Origin of the sequence: Saccharopolyspora erythraea (assembly GCF_018141105.1) — a bacterium.
Lineage (GTDB): Bacteria > Actinomycetota > Actinomycetes > Mycobacteriales > Pseudonocardiaceae > Saccharopolyspora_D > Saccharopolyspora_D erythraea_A.
This window is the reverse complement of record NZ_CP054839.1, coordinates 837,446-852,957: the sequence shown is the minus strand read 5'-3', so window position 1 is coordinate 852,957 and position 15,512 is coordinate 837,446. Positions and strand designations below refer to the sequence as shown.

At 68.8% G+C, this 15,512-nt stretch carries 11 protein-coding genes and 1 tRNA gene; 6 read left to right on the top strand and 6 right to left on the bottom strand.

Going from position 1 to position 15,512, the window contains the following annotated elements:
* Positions 1-310: 310 nt before the first annotated feature.
* Entirely contained in the window at positions 311-1,405 is a 1,095-nt protein-coding gene (locus HUO13_RS03895; protein ID WP_211900129.1) for a hypothetical protein, read from the top strand.
* Here the strand turns inward: HUO13_RS03895 and HUO13_RS03890 are convergent.
* The gene (locus HUO13_RS03890) at positions 1,395-3,464 is read right to left on the bottom strand and encodes an NB-ARC domain-containing protein (protein WP_211900128.1); all 2,070 of its coding nucleotides are present in this window, start codon (positions 3,462-3,464) and stop codon (positions 1,395-1,397) included. The two genes, HUO13_RS03895 and HUO13_RS03890, sit on opposite strands and share 11 nt — an antisense overlap.
* A 154-nt stretch (positions 3,465-3,618) precedes the next feature.
* Here HUO13_RS03890 and HUO13_RS03885 point away from each other — a divergent pair.
* Positions 3,619-3,691: transfer RNA gene (locus HUO13_RS03885), tRNA-Arg, on the top strand.
* A gap of 463 nt (positions 3,692-4,154) precedes the next feature.
* Positions 4,155-4,916 carry a hypothetical protein gene (locus HUO13_RS03880; RefSeq protein WP_211900127.1) on the top strand — a complete coding sequence of 254 codons (762 nt, stop codon included), beginning with the start codon at positions 4,155-4,157 and terminating at the stop codon, positions 4,914-4,916.
* Between the two features lie 759 nt (positions 4,917-5,675).
* Here the strand turns inward: HUO13_RS03880 and HUO13_RS03875 are convergent.
* From HUO13_RS03875 to HUO13_RS03860, 4 genes are all read right to left on the bottom strand, one after another.
* On the bottom strand, positions 5,676-6,071 hold the full coding sequence (locus tag HUO13_RS03875; RefSeq protein WP_211900126.1) for a maleylpyruvate isomerase family mycothiol-dependent enzyme: 396 nt from the start codon (positions 6,069-6,071) through the stop codon (positions 5,676-5,678).
* A 156-nt stretch (positions 6,072-6,227) separates the two neighbouring features.
* Positions 6,228-6,875 (bottom strand): MmpS family transport accessory protein, encoded by a 648-nt coding sequence (locus tag HUO13_RS03870; protein WP_211900125.1) that lies wholly within the window; start codon positions 6,873-6,875, stop codon positions 6,228-6,230.
* Between the two features lie 201 nt (positions 6,876-7,076).
* Positions 7,077-7,361 carry a PhoD-like phosphatase N-terminal domain-containing protein gene (locus tag HUO13_RS37275; RefSeq protein ID WP_249125027.1) on the bottom strand — a complete coding sequence of 95 codons (285 nt, stop codon included), beginning with the start codon at positions 7,359-7,361 and terminating at the stop codon, positions 7,077-7,079.
* A 454-nt stretch (positions 7,362-7,815) separates the two neighbouring features.
* Positions 7,816-8,916, bottom strand: coding sequence for a DegT/DnrJ/EryC1/StrS family aminotransferase (locus HUO13_RS03860; RefSeq protein WP_211900124.1), 1,101 nt, complete (start codon positions 8,914-8,916; stop codon positions 7,816-7,818).
* A gap of 186 nt (positions 8,917-9,102) precedes the next feature.
* Here HUO13_RS03860 and erm point away from each other — a divergent pair, with 186 nt between their 5' ends.
* Positions 9,103-10,371, top strand: a complete 1,269-nt coding sequence (erm, locus tag HUO13_RS03855; RefSeq protein ID WP_211900123.1) for an ErmE/ErmH/ErmO/ErmR family 23S rRNA (adenine(2058)-N(6))-methyltransferase — start codon at positions 9,103-9,105, stop codon at positions 10,369-10,371.
* A 79-nt stretch (positions 10,372-10,450) separates the two neighbouring features.
* Here the strand turns inward: erm and HUO13_RS03850 are convergent, their stop codons facing one another.
* Positions 10,451-12,859, bottom strand: a complete 2,409-nt coding sequence (locus tag HUO13_RS03850) for a beta-glucosidase family protein (protein ID WP_211900122.1) — start codon at positions 12,857-12,859, stop codon at positions 10,451-10,453.
* A 197-nt stretch (positions 12,860-13,056) separates the two neighbouring features.
* Between HUO13_RS03850 and HUO13_RS03845 the strand changes: the two genes are divergently transcribed.
* Both HUO13_RS03845 and eryF read left to right on the top strand, forming a co-directional pair.
* Positions 13,057-14,301 (top strand): class I SAM-dependent methyltransferase, encoded by a 1,245-nt coding sequence (locus HUO13_RS03845; RefSeq protein WP_211900121.1) that lies wholly within the window; start codon positions 13,057-13,059, stop codon positions 14,299-14,301.
* The gene (gene eryF / locus HUO13_RS03840) at positions 14,298-15,512 is read left to right on the top strand and encodes a 6-deoxyerythronolide B hydroxylase (protein WP_211900120.1); all 1,215 of its coding nucleotides are present in this window, start codon (positions 14,298-14,300) and stop codon (positions 15,510-15,512) included. Before HUO13_RS03845 ends, eryF begins: the two co-directional genes overlap by 4 nt.

The following is a 15,512-nucleotide window of genomic DNA, read 5'->3' as shown; positions in this document are numbered from 1 at the left end:
GCAGCGGTGCCGTTGCGCGTCTCGATCGACCCGTCTGCGGCAGCGCGTTGGGCTGAGATCCACCGTTCCCCGGGAACCGGGAACCGGGAACCGGGAACCGGGAACCGGGAACCGGGAACCGGGAACCGGGAACCGGGAACCGCTGGCGCGCTGCTCCGCGGCTTCCCGCCCGGGCCGCCGGGCCGCCCCATCCGCTGAAGCCGTAGGCGACCGCCAGCTCCGCCCCACCGACCACACCGAGACCGCCGTCCCCGCTGGTCACACAAGCCCCTGGGACACCGTCTCCGTCCAGCGCCGCATCCTCGCCGTCGTGCGGACCTTCACCGCCCTGGACCGCCTGCACGACGTGTTCCCGGTGCTGGCCGACGACCTCCGGCTCGAGATCCGCTTCGCCGTCGCCGCCGGTTCGCGGTTCGCCGGCGAGCTCGCCGACCACCTGCGCCGCTCGCACATGCGCGTCGTCGACTGGTCCGCGATCTCCGCCGGCGCCTTCGACCTCGCGATCTCCCCGAGCAGCAACGGCGCCCTGCACGAGTTGCCGATGCCCGTCATGACGCTGCCGCACGGCGCGGGCTACCACAAGAAGCGCGCCACGGACGCCGGCTTCACCGACGACGTCTCGGGTCTCTCGCGGGAGCAGCTCGTCCACGACGACCGGGTCGTCCCGTCGGTCATCGGCCTCTCGCACCACAAGCAGCTCACCGAGCTCGCGGCGAGTTGCCCGGAGGCGCTGGAGCGCGCCAGGGTCATCGGCGACCCGTGCTTCGACCATCTGCGCGCCAGCCTGCCCATGCGCGAGCACTACCGCACCGCTCTCGGCACCGGCGAGCGCAAACTCGTCGTCGTCTGCTCGACGTGGGGAACGCGGTCGGCGTTCGGCCGCCAGGGCGAGCTGGCCGGTCGGCTGGCGGCCGTCCTCCCGCCGGAGGAATACCAGGTCGCGCTGGTCCTGCACCCCAACATCGCGGCGCACCACAGCGGCTTCATGGTCGACCTGTGGACGCGTGGCGCCCGTGCCCAGGGAGTCGTCCGCGTGCCCCCGGACCGGGGCTGGCGCGCCACGCTGGTCGCCGCCGACGTGGTGATCTCCGACCACGGCTCGCTCGCCCTCTACGCGGCAGCGCTGGGGATTCCGCTACTGCTCGCCGAGTTCGGCGAGAGCGAGCTCGTCCCCGGCACCCCGATCACGGCGCTCGGCGACCTGGCGCCCCGGCTGTCCCGCGACGGCGACCTCCGAGCGCAGATCGACAACGCCAGGCCCCTGCCGTCGCAGGAGGTTCCCGACGCCTTCGACTTCGTCGGCCGATCACCCGGGAAGCTGCGGGAGGTCATCTACGACGCCCTCGACCTCGCGCTGCCGCCCTGGCCGGTCCACCCGGAACCGGCCGACGTCTTCACTCCCTGACCAGCCGCTCCCGTACGCGTTCGGCCGCCGGGTGGTGGGATCGCTCGTAGATGGCCAGTGCCTCCCGGCGGTGCCCCTCGGCCGCCTCCGCGTCACCGTGCGATTCCTCGGAGTCGGCGAGCAGTTCGAGCGGCTGGGCGAGATCGAACGAGACCTCCCGGGCGCGCATGTCTTCGATCACCGCCCGCAGCAGTCCTCTGGCCGCCTCTTGACGGCCGAGGGCCCGCTGAACCTTGGCGATACTGACGCGAATCCGCGTGGGAGTGCGGCGGTCGTCGGGGAAGTCGGCGAAGCGCTCCAAGGCCGTGTGCAGGTACCGCAACGCCTGCTCGTGGTCACCGAGACCGGCGTACGCCTGCCCGATGAAGTGCTCCTGGAGCGCCATTCCGCGTGCCTTGCCGAGTTCCTCGTTGATCAACCGAGCCCGTTCGCACAGCTCAATAGCCTCGCGCCACTCCTGCTGCTCCAGGAAGATCCGCCCGCGGAACTCCAACGCAGAGGCCAGAATCCGGCGGTGCCCCGACCGCTCCGCGAGCGCGATGGCGGTCACCGCATCCGCATGGGCGTCGTCGAACTCCGCCAGCTCCATCCGCAACCGGGCGCGAATGCTGCGCATCCTGGCTTCGGCAACCGCGTCACCCAGCACGTTCGCCGCCCGCACCGCGTGCTCCAGCGAGTCGAGCATGTCGGCGTAGTTCTTGTGCTGGTTGTGCAGTGCCCACAGTGGACCATCACAGAGCGCGATAGCCGCCTGGTGCCAGTCCCTTTCGACGCAGAGCCCGACCAGCGCCACGATGTTGGGCCGCTCCCGCTCCAGCCACTCCAGTGCGTCGCGGCCGTCGAACGGGTTGCGACCCTCAACGAGGTGCTCGTCGCCGCCGACCCGGAGCCGGCTCGGCTCCATCACCTTCCGGTCCGCGAATGCGCCCATCGTCCGGTACCACTCGACGAACCGCAGCAGGGCCGCTTCTTCGTCCGGGACGTCCAGCGTGCGGGCGTGGGCGCGCACAAGGTCGTGGAAGCGGAAATGGCCGTGGTCGTCGACCTCGAGCAGGTTGCTCGATTGCAGCTCCTGCAACAGCTCCTCGGCCTCGTAGTCGTCGACACCGGCCAACGCCGCCACAGCCTCTACCGAGAACGACGGTCCGGGGATGCGGCCAAGCAGCCCGTAGAGGCTCGCCTCCGAGCTCGGCAACTCGCCGACTGCGAATGCCAACACCTTGTCCGCCAGCCGATCGACCCGCACATCGTCGTTTGCGAGTCGCCCGACCAACCGTGATGGCCGCATACCGCGCCCCTTCGCGAGCAGTGCCCCGGCGACGCGAAGCGCGGCGGGGAGGCGCCCGCACAGCTCGACCAATTTGTCCGCAGCCTCCGGCTCCGACTCGATCCGCGCGGCACCGCACGCCTTGGCCAGCAACTCCAGCGCATGCCCGTGCTCCAGCGCCGACAGCGCGACCGGCGCGACGCCGTCGAACTCCAGGTGGCTCACGTCGCGGTGGGTGGTGAACAACATCAGCATGCCCGGCGCGGCGAGCCGCAGCCGGACCAGCTCGTCCGGGTCGGCGACGTTGTCGATCAGCACGGCCAGCCGCCGACCGTGCGCCTTGGTGCGCAACATGGAGATCGCAGAGCCCTCGTCCGCGGGGATCCGCTCCTCCGGCACCCCCAGCGCGCGCAGGCAGTGCCGGACCACGTCCACGACCGTCACCCGCCGCCCCTGCGCGTGGAGGTCGTAGTAGATCTGCCCGTCGGCGAACCGCGAGGACACCCCGCGCACCCAGTAGATCGCCAGCGCGCTCTTACCCACCCCGCTGAGCCCGCTGATCCCCACGCACAGCGCCCGCTCGTCCTCGCCCCAGCCGCCCAGCAGGCGGTCCAGCAACGCCTTCTCGATCAACCGATCGACCAGCTCATCCGGGTGGGCCGGCACCTCCCTCGGCCGCGACCACCCGTCCGACCCGCCGTCACCGTGGTAGTGCACCTCGTGAACCACCCCGGCCTGCACCAGGTTCCGCACCTCACCGCGGTTCTCGTTGCGGTGACCCTCGTTGCCCATGCCGCCCCCAGGACGCGGTCCGTAACGATCACCCGACCCTACGCGAGCCCACCCGGCCGCCGCCGCCCATCGGCCCCGGACCACGTCTCGGCACCACGTGTCGGCCCAGCCGCCGGCACCCGGTACCCTCCAGGATGGGTCGCACACGACCCAAGCCCTCGTAGCTCAGGGGATAGAGCACCGCTCTCCTAAAGCGGGTGTCGCAGGTTCGAATCCTGCCGGGGGCGCACAGGCTGAACTGGCCCGATCACCCCCTGACCTGCATGAAGAGACCGGGAAGGGATCGGGCCAGTGTCCGAGTCAGTCCGGCTGGAATCCCCGTTGTCCGGGTGTCCGTGCCAAATACGTGCCCAAGTTTTTCGGGCACTGCCCCCGCGTCGGCGGCTGTCTCCGAGTGCGCGCTGCACTCTCCCCGCCGCCCGGCCGTCGTCATCAAGCACCGGCCGTAGAGCTGGAGCAGCACCGCGAGCGACGGCAGCCCCGGCGCCGTGAACGTGCTGCAACTCTGGCAGCGCTGCGCAAGCAGCCTCCCTGGCATTCGGCCGTCGGTGCCGGCCGCGGCTGCAATCCGCCGAGCGCAGAGTCGCCACCAGGTCTTGTTACGTCCGGCCACCACACGCCGATAATGATCAGGCGAAGACAGCTTTGGGCGGCGCGAGACAGCGCCCCCTGCACAGAAGCGGTGGTCGAATGTCCCAGCCGGAAGACACGATCTGTTTTGTAACGTACAGCGCAGCGAACCGCACCGTGAGTTACACATATCGCGTATGGGCGCGCGGCACGTCGTTCTACTTGAAGGTCCGCAACCTTCCCGGAGGACTCAAGATCAGCGCACACGGGCCAGATCTGCGCTATGCGAGGCCAGGTTTCAAGCTCGGAATCGACGGCTCCACGCTCGACCAAGCCCATGAGAACACCCTGTGGCGTTTCGAAGGAGAGACACTCGGATGGTTCTCTGGGGCCCCTGCGGGACGACACTCGCGCCACTTGGTGAGAGTACGCGTACCGTGGAGTGTTATGCAGCGCGGCGCTAAGAGCGGCCCTTTGCCCACGCTTGCAAAGAAGGCTCGACACGCCAAGCTCGAAGCTCCCAGAATTATGTCCGCGTGCGACGTGGACATTTACCTTTCCGACAATGGCCAGCCGTACTGGCCCGACCAGCATGCGGTTGAACGGGACAACTCTGGCATGGGCCCACTCTTTAACACGGCAGGCCAGGCACTAACGGCAGTTTGTACTCACCGCAGCATGTGGCGAGACCCTATGACGGCAGAGCTAGAAGAGCGCACGAAGGGCTATACCGGCAGTCTCGGTAGGACTCTTGCCGTGCAAAAAGATCCGACCGGATTCATCTGGATCTGCGAGCGACTTTTGCCGCAGTCATTCCTGCGCCTGCATAGCGCCGAAGAGATCCGCGCACTCAACAACGGGGGCGCCACGTCCGCGCAATAAGTACCGCGACGGACGCCCCCCAGAACGGGCGGACTCATAAGCCCGCTGCGGCTTTGCAGATGAATCAGAAATCCTCCATCCCATCGCCAGGGCGATGGGATGGAGGCAGGCAGATACGTGATCGAATTCTGGCACTACCGCGTTGGCGGCTTGTGGCCGAGTGCTCGCTGCACCTTTTCCCGCGCGCCCTGATCGTGCCCGTCGAGGCACCTGGCGTACACCTGGAGCAGCACCTCGACCGAGTGGGCGGCCCACTCAGCGACCTGAGTCGCCTCAACGCCGCCGTTAAGCCACGTTGACACTGCGGCGTGCCGCAGGTCGTATGGTCGCTTGGCAAGCGGGGTGCCGAGAACTTCGTTCGTGAACGTCGCCTCGCGAGACCGGGTCCACACGCGGTGCCAGGTGATGGAGGGGACCTCGCGTTCGTCCTCACCGCGGAACAGCCGGCCGTCGCTCGCCGTACCGCCGCTCTAGGGCATACAACCCGGCCAGGCGCACTGCGGAATTATGAGAACCCAGCTGCTCGGCGGCGGCAGCTCGTCAGGCCGCCGTCGCCAGGGTGGCTACTCCCGGCCCGTCGAGTTCGTCCAGCGCCACCCGTCGCCCGGAAGCGGCCAGGAGCAGTGAAAGTGCGGTGCCGCTCACTTCCGGACCCTCTCCGATCGACAGGTCGACGTCCGATGCCGTTAGTTTGATACAAGCCACCCGTTCCTTCGCCGAACGACGCTCGGGTACGAGCCTGCAAGCGGAGCGATCTGACTACGGACTCCTGCGGGTAGGGGTGGGTGACCCCAAGGGCCGACGGATGTCCTCGCCGTGGACCACCTCCTCGACGAGCCGACTGTCGAGGGGCGCCGGAGGGGTTGACCTCCGCGACGCCACCTGACGAAGCCGCTTCAACGTCGGAGAGGTACCACGCTCGCGCTCCACACCGCGTGCGTTCTGCCGGTCGAAGTCGAACCACGCCCGGATGAGACCAGCCACGAAACCGAGGCGTGTCGTCCGAGCTGTATCGACCAGATGGGCAGCCACGTCGTGCACGGTCCATCCTTCACAAAGTGACGGCTTCCCCCATTGCTCGTCATCCAGGTGCGCGAGGTCATCGATCAGCGCTGCACGCTCCAGATGCACCATCGACCAGACATCATCCGTCACGGCTTCTCCTCCGCTCGACCGATAGCCCTGACCACGAACGATGGTGACAGCCGGCACAGACAAGCACCCATCAACGGCGCCCGTCAGCAAGACCTCTGCGAGCGAAAAGCCCCGCACGACTCGGAGGGTGCGAGGCTTTCCGGGTAGGGCAACTGGTTAGAAGCCGCTGTTGCCGAAGCAATTCACCACTGCGTACGGTCCAGTGGACTGGTTTTCCGCGAGCACCTCGCCCCCCACAGTGATGCGGCAGCTGATCGGCTCGTTGCTGTTCCCGTTCTGCGCCACCAGCGAGTAGAACGCGACACCGCCGGCGGCAGGAACCTCACGCGCCCAAGGCAGTGTGGGATTGGTGTCCTGCGAGGTCGATGCCGATTCACCGAAGGTGACGTTCAACGCTGACTTGGCCGTCACCTCATACCGCACGATTGCTGGAGCCTGCGGTGTGGGTTCGGTCGCCTGCGAAGCCGGAGGCTCGCCTGGCATGATCGGCTGATTGCCGTTTGGCTTGTTGACCTGCTGCGAATAGCTCATCGCACCGTTGGCGATCGCAGCCACGTAGATGATGCAGAACACCAACCCGAGTACCGCCAACACGGTCCCGGTCACGGCTTGCCCCTTATTCGTAGCCTGGCCTTTGGAAGCGCGGACGATACCCAGCACGCCAAAAATCAGTCCGAGGATCGACAGCGGCCACGCCACAATGCCGATCAGGGGTATCCATCCCGTGGCCGCGGCGCAGATGCCGAGGATCAGTGCCGTAGTGCCGAACCCGTTGCGCGGGGCCGCAGGGCTCGGGGTCTGCATAGGGGTCGGGTACACAGTGCTCCTTCCGTGCTGATCGTAGCGAGCGGAAGAGTAGCGAGCTCCGCCTTCCTGTAAGGGTTTTTCGCGCAACGGCCATCCTGTTGGATCAAGAGAGCGCGACGCTCTTCACGCGCCGAGAACGCCTCTGCGCCGTAAGAGCCTGTTCCTGAACTTAGGTCAGGCGTCGGCTGATGGTGTGGATCATGGCCCAGCGGACGATGGCTTCGTGGTGAGATCCTCGCGGGCCGCCAGGCGCCGGTAGGCCGAGAAGTAACCGGCCTGCCAGTTGGAACAGGAGACAACGCCCATTCTCAGCCGCGTCACCGACGTGCCCGCCGCAGCCGTGGTGCGCGTCCTCCCCGCAGGCGAGGTCGAACCAAGCGACTTGAACCGGTACCAGTACCAGGTGGAGGGAGCCAGGCCCTGGACGTCCGCTTTCGCCGTGTGATCTCGCCAGGCTCCGGTTGTGACGGTCCCTCGGGCCACCACCTGCTGGAACAGCTCGTCGCTGGCGACCTCCCATTGCACCGAGCAGTCCGGCCCCTTCGCCGAGCGGGGGAACCGCCTCCGGTGCCGGGGTCACCCGGGTTCAGAGCAGCACACTCCCCTCGGTTGGGTCGCCGGAGGCGACGCCGTGGGAGAAGACCTCCCCGGTCCCCAGGGGAGAGGCATCAACGGCCTGAGCACCACCGACCACCACAGCGAGCGCCCCACCGGCTTTGAACAGCGTTCGACGGCTTACGAAGTTCATGGGACGCACCGTCCCGGACACACGAGTTCGTACACGGGTACAAGGAGGCGTTGCCCCAGAGTTCACCAGGCCGATGCCCCGTAAAACCAGCTGTTCGCGTCCCGCTGGAGGTTCGACACGGTGGCGAGCAGCTAACGATCATTCAGAACGATCTCAGCTCGGCGGACACCGAACCCTCTACAGCACGGATCAAACCGCCGCTTTGAGAGTCGCGATGACGTGGTCGGCGGCGCCCCGGGAGAGGTGGGGGCCGATGGGGAGGCTGAGGACCTCTCCCGCCAGGGACTCCGCGCGGGGGAAGGTGCCCGGGGGCAGGCCGAGGTCGGTATAGGCGGGTGAGAGGTGGACCGGCGTCGGGTAGTGGATGAGGGTCTGGACGCCCGCGTCGCTGAGCTGGCCTTGGAGGCGGTCGCGGTTCTGGCAGCGCAGGACGAAGAGGTGCCAGGCTGAGTCGGCCCAGGGGTGGGCTTCCGGGAGCGTGATGCCGGGGAGGTCCTTCAGTTCCGTCTGGTAGTGCTGTGCCAGCGTTGTGCGGCGGGCGTTCCAGTCGTCGAGGTGGCGGAGCTTGACGCGCAGGACCGCCGCCTGGAGTTCGTCCAGGCGGGCGTTGGTGCCGCGGACCTCGTGCACGTACTTCTGCTTCGAGCCGTAGTTGCGCAGCAGGCGGATGCGCTCCGCCAGGGTCGGGTCCGTGGTGACGACCGCTCCGCCGTCGCCCAGTGCTCCGAGGTTCTTGCCCGGGTAGAAGCTGAAGGCCGCGGCCGTCGAGCCGGCGCCGATGCGGTGGCCGCGTTGGCGGGCGCCGACCGCTTGGGCGACGTCCTCCACCAGGGCGAGGCCGTGGCGGTCGGCGATCGCGCGCAGCGCGTCGAGGTCTGCCGGGTGGCCGTACAGGTGCACCGGCAGAATGGCGGCGGTCCGCGGTGTGATTGCCTGTTCCACCAGCTCGGGGTCGAGCGTGTGGCTCACGCCTTCCGGTTCGACGGGGACCGGCACCGCACCCACGCGGGACACCGCGAGCCAGGTCGCGATGAAGGTGTGGGACGGCACGATCACCTCGTCGCCCTGACCGACGCCCAGCGCCAGCAGGCTCAGCTCCAGCGCGTCGCAGCCGCTGCCGACCGTCACGCAGTGCGCGTTCTCGCAGTAGGCGGCGAACTCCGCCTCGAACGCCTCGTTCTCGGGCCCGTGCAGGTACCAGCCCGAGCCGAGCACGCGCCGGCACGCCTGGTCGATGTCGGACCGGAGTTCGAGGTACGCGGCTTGCAGGTCCAGGAAGGGGACGTCCATGCGAGTGTCCGTTCGAGTGGCGGCTTGCACCCGATGCTAGTCGCGGTTGATCACCGGCCGCAGGTGCACGCGGGCGATCTTGACGACGGGCGAGCCGTGCGGGGATGATCTGCTCGACGCGGTCCACACGTGGCACCGCGATGCTGTCGTGGGCTGCGCAACGGCGCCGGTTGGTAGGATCCAGCGGTGAGCAGTTCGGACGAGCAGCCGCGCCCGCGTCGCCGCAACCAGGATCACCAGCACCCCAACCAGAACCGGCCGGTGCTGGGCCGTACCGAGCGGGACCGCAACCGGCGCCAGTTCGGGCAGAACTTCCTCCGCGACCGCAAGACCCTCGCGCGCATCGCCGAGACCGCCGAGCTGCGGCCCGACCTGCCGGTGCTGGAAGCCGGGCCCGGCGAAGGGCTGCTCACCAGGGAACTCGCCGACCGCGCGCGTCAGGTGACGTCGTACGAGATCGACCCGCGGCTGGCGAAGTCGTTGCGGGAGAAGCTTTCCGGCCACCCGAACATCGAGATCGTCAACGCCGACTTCCTCACCGCCGAACCGCCTGCCGAGCCGTTCGCCTTCGTCGGCGCGATCCCCTACGGCATCACCTCGGCGATCGTGGACTGGTGCCTGGAGGCGCCGACGATCGAGACGGCGACGATGGTCACGCAGCTTGAGTTCGCCCGGAAGCGGACCGGCGATTACGGCCGCTGGAGCCGCCTTACGGTGATGACCTGGCCCCTGTTCGAGTGGGAGTTCGTCGAGAAGGTCGACCGCAGGCTGTTCAAGCCGGTGCCCAAGGTCGACTCGGCGATCATGCGGCTGCGCAGGCGGAGCGAGCCGCTGCTGGACCGCGCGGCGCTCGAACGCTACGAGGCGATGGTCGAGCTGTGCTTCACCGGCGTCGGCGGCAACATCCAGGCGTCGCTGCTGCGCAAGTACCCGAGGCGCCGCGTCGAGGCGGCGCTCGACCACGCGGGAGTCGGAGGCGGCGCGGTGGTCGCCTACGTCCGGCCCGAGCAGTGGCTTCGGCTGTTCGAGCGGCTGGATCGGAAGAACGAGGGAACTCGTTCCGGGCGCGGGAGCGGACCTTCCGGCGGACGGAGCCGTCGGGACGGGTCCACGGGTGGCCGGGACCGTCACGGCGGACGAAGCGGCGGCCGAGACAGCGGGGACCCGCGCGGCAGCGGACGCGACCGGCACGACGGACGAAGCGGCGGACGCGACCGGCACAACGGGCGAACCGACGGCCGAGACCGCCAAGACCGGCGCAGCAGCGACCGGAACCAGAACGCGGAGCGCAGCGGCGGCCGGAACGAGAATGCAGGGCGCGGCGGAGGAAGCAAGCCGCGAGCCGGCGGACGCGACCGCGGGGAACAGCGGTCCGGCGGGCGGGACCAACGGGAACGGCGCGGGCAGTCCGGGGGTGGCCGTCCCCGTCGGCGCGATGGGCCTGCTGACCGGTAGCGCGGGCCGCTGAGGCCGTCCGACACGCAAGAAACGGGGCAGGCCCACCGAAGGGCCTGCCCCGTTCTGTCGAGAAGAATCAGAGGGTGATGTCGGTCCGGAGATCGATGTCGCGGGACGACGGGCCGATCTCCACCGCTCGCTCGCCGCCGCCGAGCTTCCAGCCGCCCGCGGCGTCGTCCCAGTGCTGGAGCGCCCGCTCCGCGACGTGCACCCGGACGCGCTTGGTCTCGCCCGGTGCGAGTTCGACCTTCTGGTATCCGGCGAGCTGCCGCGGTGCCTGTTCCAGGGGCACCTGCGGGCTGGGCCCGAGGTAGACCTGCACGACGTCGCTGCCGCGCCGCTCGCCGGTGTTGCGCACGGTCACCGTCACGTCGAGCCCGTCGCGGGTGCGCTCGACGACCGGGTCGGCGCGCTCGAACGTGGTGTAGGAAAGCCCGTGCCCGAACGGGAAAAGCGGGTCCACGCCCTCCCGGTCGTACCAGCGGTAGCCCGAGAAGATGCCCTCCGAGTAGTGCACTTTCCCGTCCACGCCGGGGAAACGCGCCGGGTCGCCGCCGACCGGCGTCCGCTCCTGCGACACCGGGAAGGTCTGGGTCAACCGTCCGCCGGGCTCTGCGTCGCCGAACAGCAGCGCCGTGGTGGCTTCCGCTCCCGCCTGTCCCGGGTACCACATGTCGAGCACCGCGCGGGTCTTGTCCAGCCACGGCATCGTGACCGACGAGCCGGTGTTGAGCACCACGACGGTGTTCGGGTTGACCGATGCCACGGCGTCGATGAGCTTGTCCTGGGTGCCGGGCAGGCTCAGCGACGTCCGGTCGGCCGTCTCCGCTCCGTCGTCGTAGGCGAACACCACCGCGACGTCGGAGTCGCGCGCCCGCTCCACCGCCGCGTCGAACTCGCGCTGGGCGTGCTCGGGCGTGACCCAGGTCAGGTCGACGTCGAGCGAACCGCCGCCCACCGGCGTCGCACCGGTCATCTGGATGGTGTGCTCGCCCTTGGTGAGCCAGACCGGCACGCTGGTGAGCGGGCCGAAGACGTCGCCGACGCCGATCGGGGGGCCGCCGTCGATCTGCAGGCTGCCGTTGCCGCCGTCGATCCTGGCCGCGATGCGGTAGAGCCCGTCGGCGTCCACCTTCAGCCTGCCGTCGTAGATCACGCCGCCGGACGAGGGCGGGGTGACCTCGCCGGGCACGAACGCCGGTTGCAGCGCGGTTTCCGGGATCGGCGCGCCCCTCAGCTCCTCGCCGACGGAGTACCCGACGCGCCCGCCGCTGCCGACGCGCTGCGTGATGGTGTCCAGCGGCGCGTTGGCGAAGTCCGGCTCGACGTAGGAGCTGCCCAGCCCGGTGACCTTCGGCTGCTCGGCCGACGGCCCGATGACCGCGATGTCCTGGCCCGCCGCGGGATCCAGCGGCAGCACGCCGCCCTCGTTGCGCAGCAGCACCGCGCCCGACTCGGCGACCTCCTGGGCGATCCGGGTGCCTCCCGCGACGTCGCGTTCCGGCCGGGGCGGCTTGGTCTCGTCGAGCAGCCCGAACCGCTCGAACTGGGTGAGGATGCGGCGCACCGACTCGTCGAGCGCGGACTCGGGGATGCGGCCCTCCTGGATGGCCTTCTTCAGCGCCTCGCCCAGGTACTTGCCCTTGAACAGGCTGCCGTCCTCGCGGACCTCGACGCCCATCTCCTGGTCCAGCCCGGCGACGAGGTCCTCGGTGGCGTGGGTGGCGGTCCAGTCCGACATCACCCAGCCCTGGAAACCCCACTGCTCCTTGAGGATCTCGGTGAGCAGCTGCCGGTGGCCGCAGGCGTGCGTGCCGTTGACCTTGGGGTAGGCGCACATCACCGATGTCGCGCCGGCTGCGACCGCGGCCTCGAAGCCGGGCAGCTCCAGCTCCCGCAGGGTGCGCTGGTCCACGCCGACGTCGATGGTGAACCTGTCGGTCTCCTGGGTGTTGGCCGCGTAGTGCTTGGCGCTGGTCATCAGTCCCTGGCTGTGGATGCCGCGGATCTCCGCGGCCGCGGTGCGGGCTGTGACCAGCGGGTCCTCGCTGAAGGTCTCGAAGTTGCGTCCCGCCTGCGGGACGCGGATGTTGTTGACCATCGGGCCCAGGATGATGTCCTGGTCGAACGCGCGGCCTTCCCTGCCGAGCACCGTGCCGAACTCGTGCGCCAGCCGGTCGTCGAAAGCCGACGCCAGCGCGACCGGCGCGGGCATCGCGATCGCCGGCTGGTGGATGGTGACGCCGGCCGGGCCGTCGGTGCCGCGGATCTGCGGGATGCCCAGCCTCGGCACGCCAGGCAGCCAGAGCTTCGCCAGCGGGTCCTTCTCGTTGTAGTCCCAGTAGACGAAGGAGAGCTTCTCGTCCAGGGTCAGCTGTCCGATCAGCTCATCGACCCGCTGCGAATGGCGTACCGGTGATGCGGCCGCGACGAGCAGCGGAACGATCAGAATCAACGGCGCGATGCGGATGACCAGCCGTTTCACGCGCCCACCCCCTGACAGGCAAATGATTTTCAGCTTGATCAACGTAGCACCGGCGAGCATCGCCGACACGGACTTTTCGGACTTCGCTCCCGCACCGGACCATGCGGCGAAAGTAGATGTCCACAATGGACGAAATATCTCGGATGTGTGATCCAGGACACAAAGCTCGACGGGTTGGACACGGCGCCGCGCTCGTTATGATCTTCCTTGTGGGACTAGGCAAATGCCGCATATGCGGAAACCATGACCTCGAGTCCGTGCTTCACCTGGGAGATCAGGCCCTCACCGGAGTTTTCCCCCGGAACCGCGACGAAATCGTGCCCTCGGTCCCGCTCGAACTGGTCAAGTGCGCGCCGCCCGGCTGCGGACTGGTCCAGCTGCGCGAGAGCGCCGACTTCGGGCTGATGTACAACGAGGGATACGGCTACCGGTCCGGCATCCGCCCGTTCATGATCAACCACCTGCACGGCAAGGTGGCCAAGCTGCGGGGCATGATGCCGGTGGGCCAGGACGACCTGGTGGTCGACATCGGCAGCAACGACTCCACGCTGCTGCGCGGATACCTGCCCGACGCCCCGAAGCTGGTCGGCTTCGACCTGGTGGGCGAGAAGTTCCGCGACCTCTACCCGCCGGAGGCCGACCTGGTCACCGGGTTCTTCTCCGCCGACGCCTTCGAGGAGCGCTACGGCGAGCGCCGCGCCAAGGTCGTCACCTCCATCGCGATGTTCTACGACCTGCCCGAGCCGATGCGGTTCATGCGGGACGTGCACGACATCCTGGCCGACGACGGGCTCTGGCTGATGGAGCAGAGCTACCTGCCCTCCATGCTCGACGCGGGCGCCTACGACGTCGTGTGCCACGAGCACCTCGAGTACTACGCGCTCGCGCAGATCGAGTGGATGGCACAGCGCACCGGGCTGAAGGTCGTCGATGCCGAGATCACCGACGTCTACGGCGGCAGCCTGTGCGCCGTGCTGGCCAAGGAAGGCAGCGGCCATCCGGTCGACGAGGCGGGCCTGGAGCGCATCCGCGCCCGCGAGTCCGCCGCGAAGCTCGACACCATGGCCCCCTACGAGGCGTTCGCGCGCGACACCGAGCGCCAGCGCGACCAGCTGCTCGAGTTCCTGGCCAAGTCGCGCGCCGAGGGCAGGCTGACGCTCGGCTACGGTGCCTCGACCAAGGGCAACGTCATCCTCCAGTACTGCGGGCTCACCGAGGAGGACCTGCCCTGCATCGGCGAGGTCAGCCCGGAGAAGTCCGGGTGCTACACCCCGGGCACCGGTATCCCGATCGTGTCGGAGGAAGAGGCCAGGTCGCGCCGCCCCGACCAGCTGCTCGTGCTGCCCTGGATCTACCGCGACGGATTCGTCGAACGCGAGCAGGAGTTCCTCGCGGGCGGCGGAAAGCTGATCTTTCCCCTACCCCGACTGGAAGTCGTATGACGACCGTTCCCGACCTCGAAAGCGACGCGTTCCACGTCGACTGGTACCGCACCTACGCCGAGCTGCGCGAGACCGCGCCGGTGACGCCGGTGCGCTTCCTCGGCCAGGACGCGTGGCTGATCACCGGCTACGACGAGGCGAAAGCCGCGCTGAGCGACCTGCGCCTGAGCAGCGACCCGAAGAAGAAGTACCCGGGCGTGGAGGTCGAGTTCCCGGCCTACATCGGTTTTCCCGAGGACGTGCGGGACTACTTCGCCAACAACATGGGCACCAGCGACCCGCCGACGCACACCCGGCTGCGCAAGATGGTGTCGCAGGCGTTCACCGTCCGCCGCGTGGAGGCCATGCGGCCCCGCGTCGAGCAGATCACCGCGGAGCTGCTCGACGAGCTGGGCGACTCCGGCGTGGTGGACGTCGTCGACCGCTTCGCCCACCCGCTGCCCATCAAGGTCATCTGCGAGCTGCTCGGCGTCGACGAGAAGTACCGCGGGGAGTTCGGCCGGTGGAGCTCGGAGATCCTGGTCATGGACCCGCAGCGGGCCGAACAGCGCGGGCAGGCGGCCAGCGAGGTCGTCAACTTCATCCTCGAGCTGGTCGAGCGGCGCCGCACCGAGCCCGGGGACGACCTGCTCTCGGCGCTGATCCGGGTCCAGGACGACGATGACGGCCGGCTCAGCGCCCACGAGCTGACCTCCATCGCGCTGGTGCTGCTGCTGGCCGGTTTCGAGGCGTCGGTGAGCCTCATCGGGATCGGCACCTACCTGCTGCTCACCCACCCGGACCAGCTCGCGCTGGTGCGGCGGGACCCGTCGGCGCTGCCCAACGCCGTCGAGGAGATCCTGCGCCACATCGCTCCGCCGGAGACCACCACGCGCTTCGCCGTGGAGGAGGTCGAGATCGGCGGTGTCGCGATTCCCCAGTACAGCACGGTGCTCGTCGCGAACGGCGCGGCCAACCGCGACCCCAGGCAGTTCCCGGACCCCGACAGCTTCGACGTCACCCGCGACACCCGCGGTCACCTGACGTTCGGGCAGGGCATCCACTACTGCATGGGCAGACCGCTGGCCAAGCTGGAGGGCGAGGTGGCGCTGCGGGCGCTGTTCGACCGCTTCCCGGACCTGTCGCTGGGAATCGACGCGGACGACGTGGTGTGGCGGCGGTCGTTGCTGCTGCGGGGCATCGACCACCTGCCCTTGCGGCTGGACGGATGA

Bases quoted from the DNA above. Each gene is read 5' to 3' on its own strand.
- HUO13_RS03890 (WP_211900128.1), bottom strand. From the start codon at position 3,464: ATGGGCAACGAGGGTCACCGCAACGAGAACCGCGGTGAGGTGCGGAAC.
- HUO13_RS03880 (WP_211900127.1), top strand. From the start codon at position 4,155: ATGTCCCAGCCGGAAGACACGATCTGTTTTGTAACGTACAGCGCAGCG.
- HUO13_RS03870 (WP_211900125.1), bottom strand. From the start codon at position 6,875: ATGCAGACCCCGAGCCCTGCGGCCCCGCGCAACGGGTTCGGCACTACG.
- HUO13_RS03860 (WP_211900124.1), bottom strand. From the start codon at position 8,916: ATGGACGTCCCCTTCCTGGACCTGCAAGCCGCGTACCTCGAACTCCGG.
- HUO13_RS03845 (WP_211900121.1), top strand. From the start codon at position 13,057: ATGATCTTCCTTGTGGGACTAGGCAAATGCCGCATATGCGGAAACCAT.
- eryF (WP_211900120.1), top strand. From the start codon at position 14,298: ATGACGACCGTTCCCGACCTCGAAAGCGACGCGTTCCACGTCGACTGG.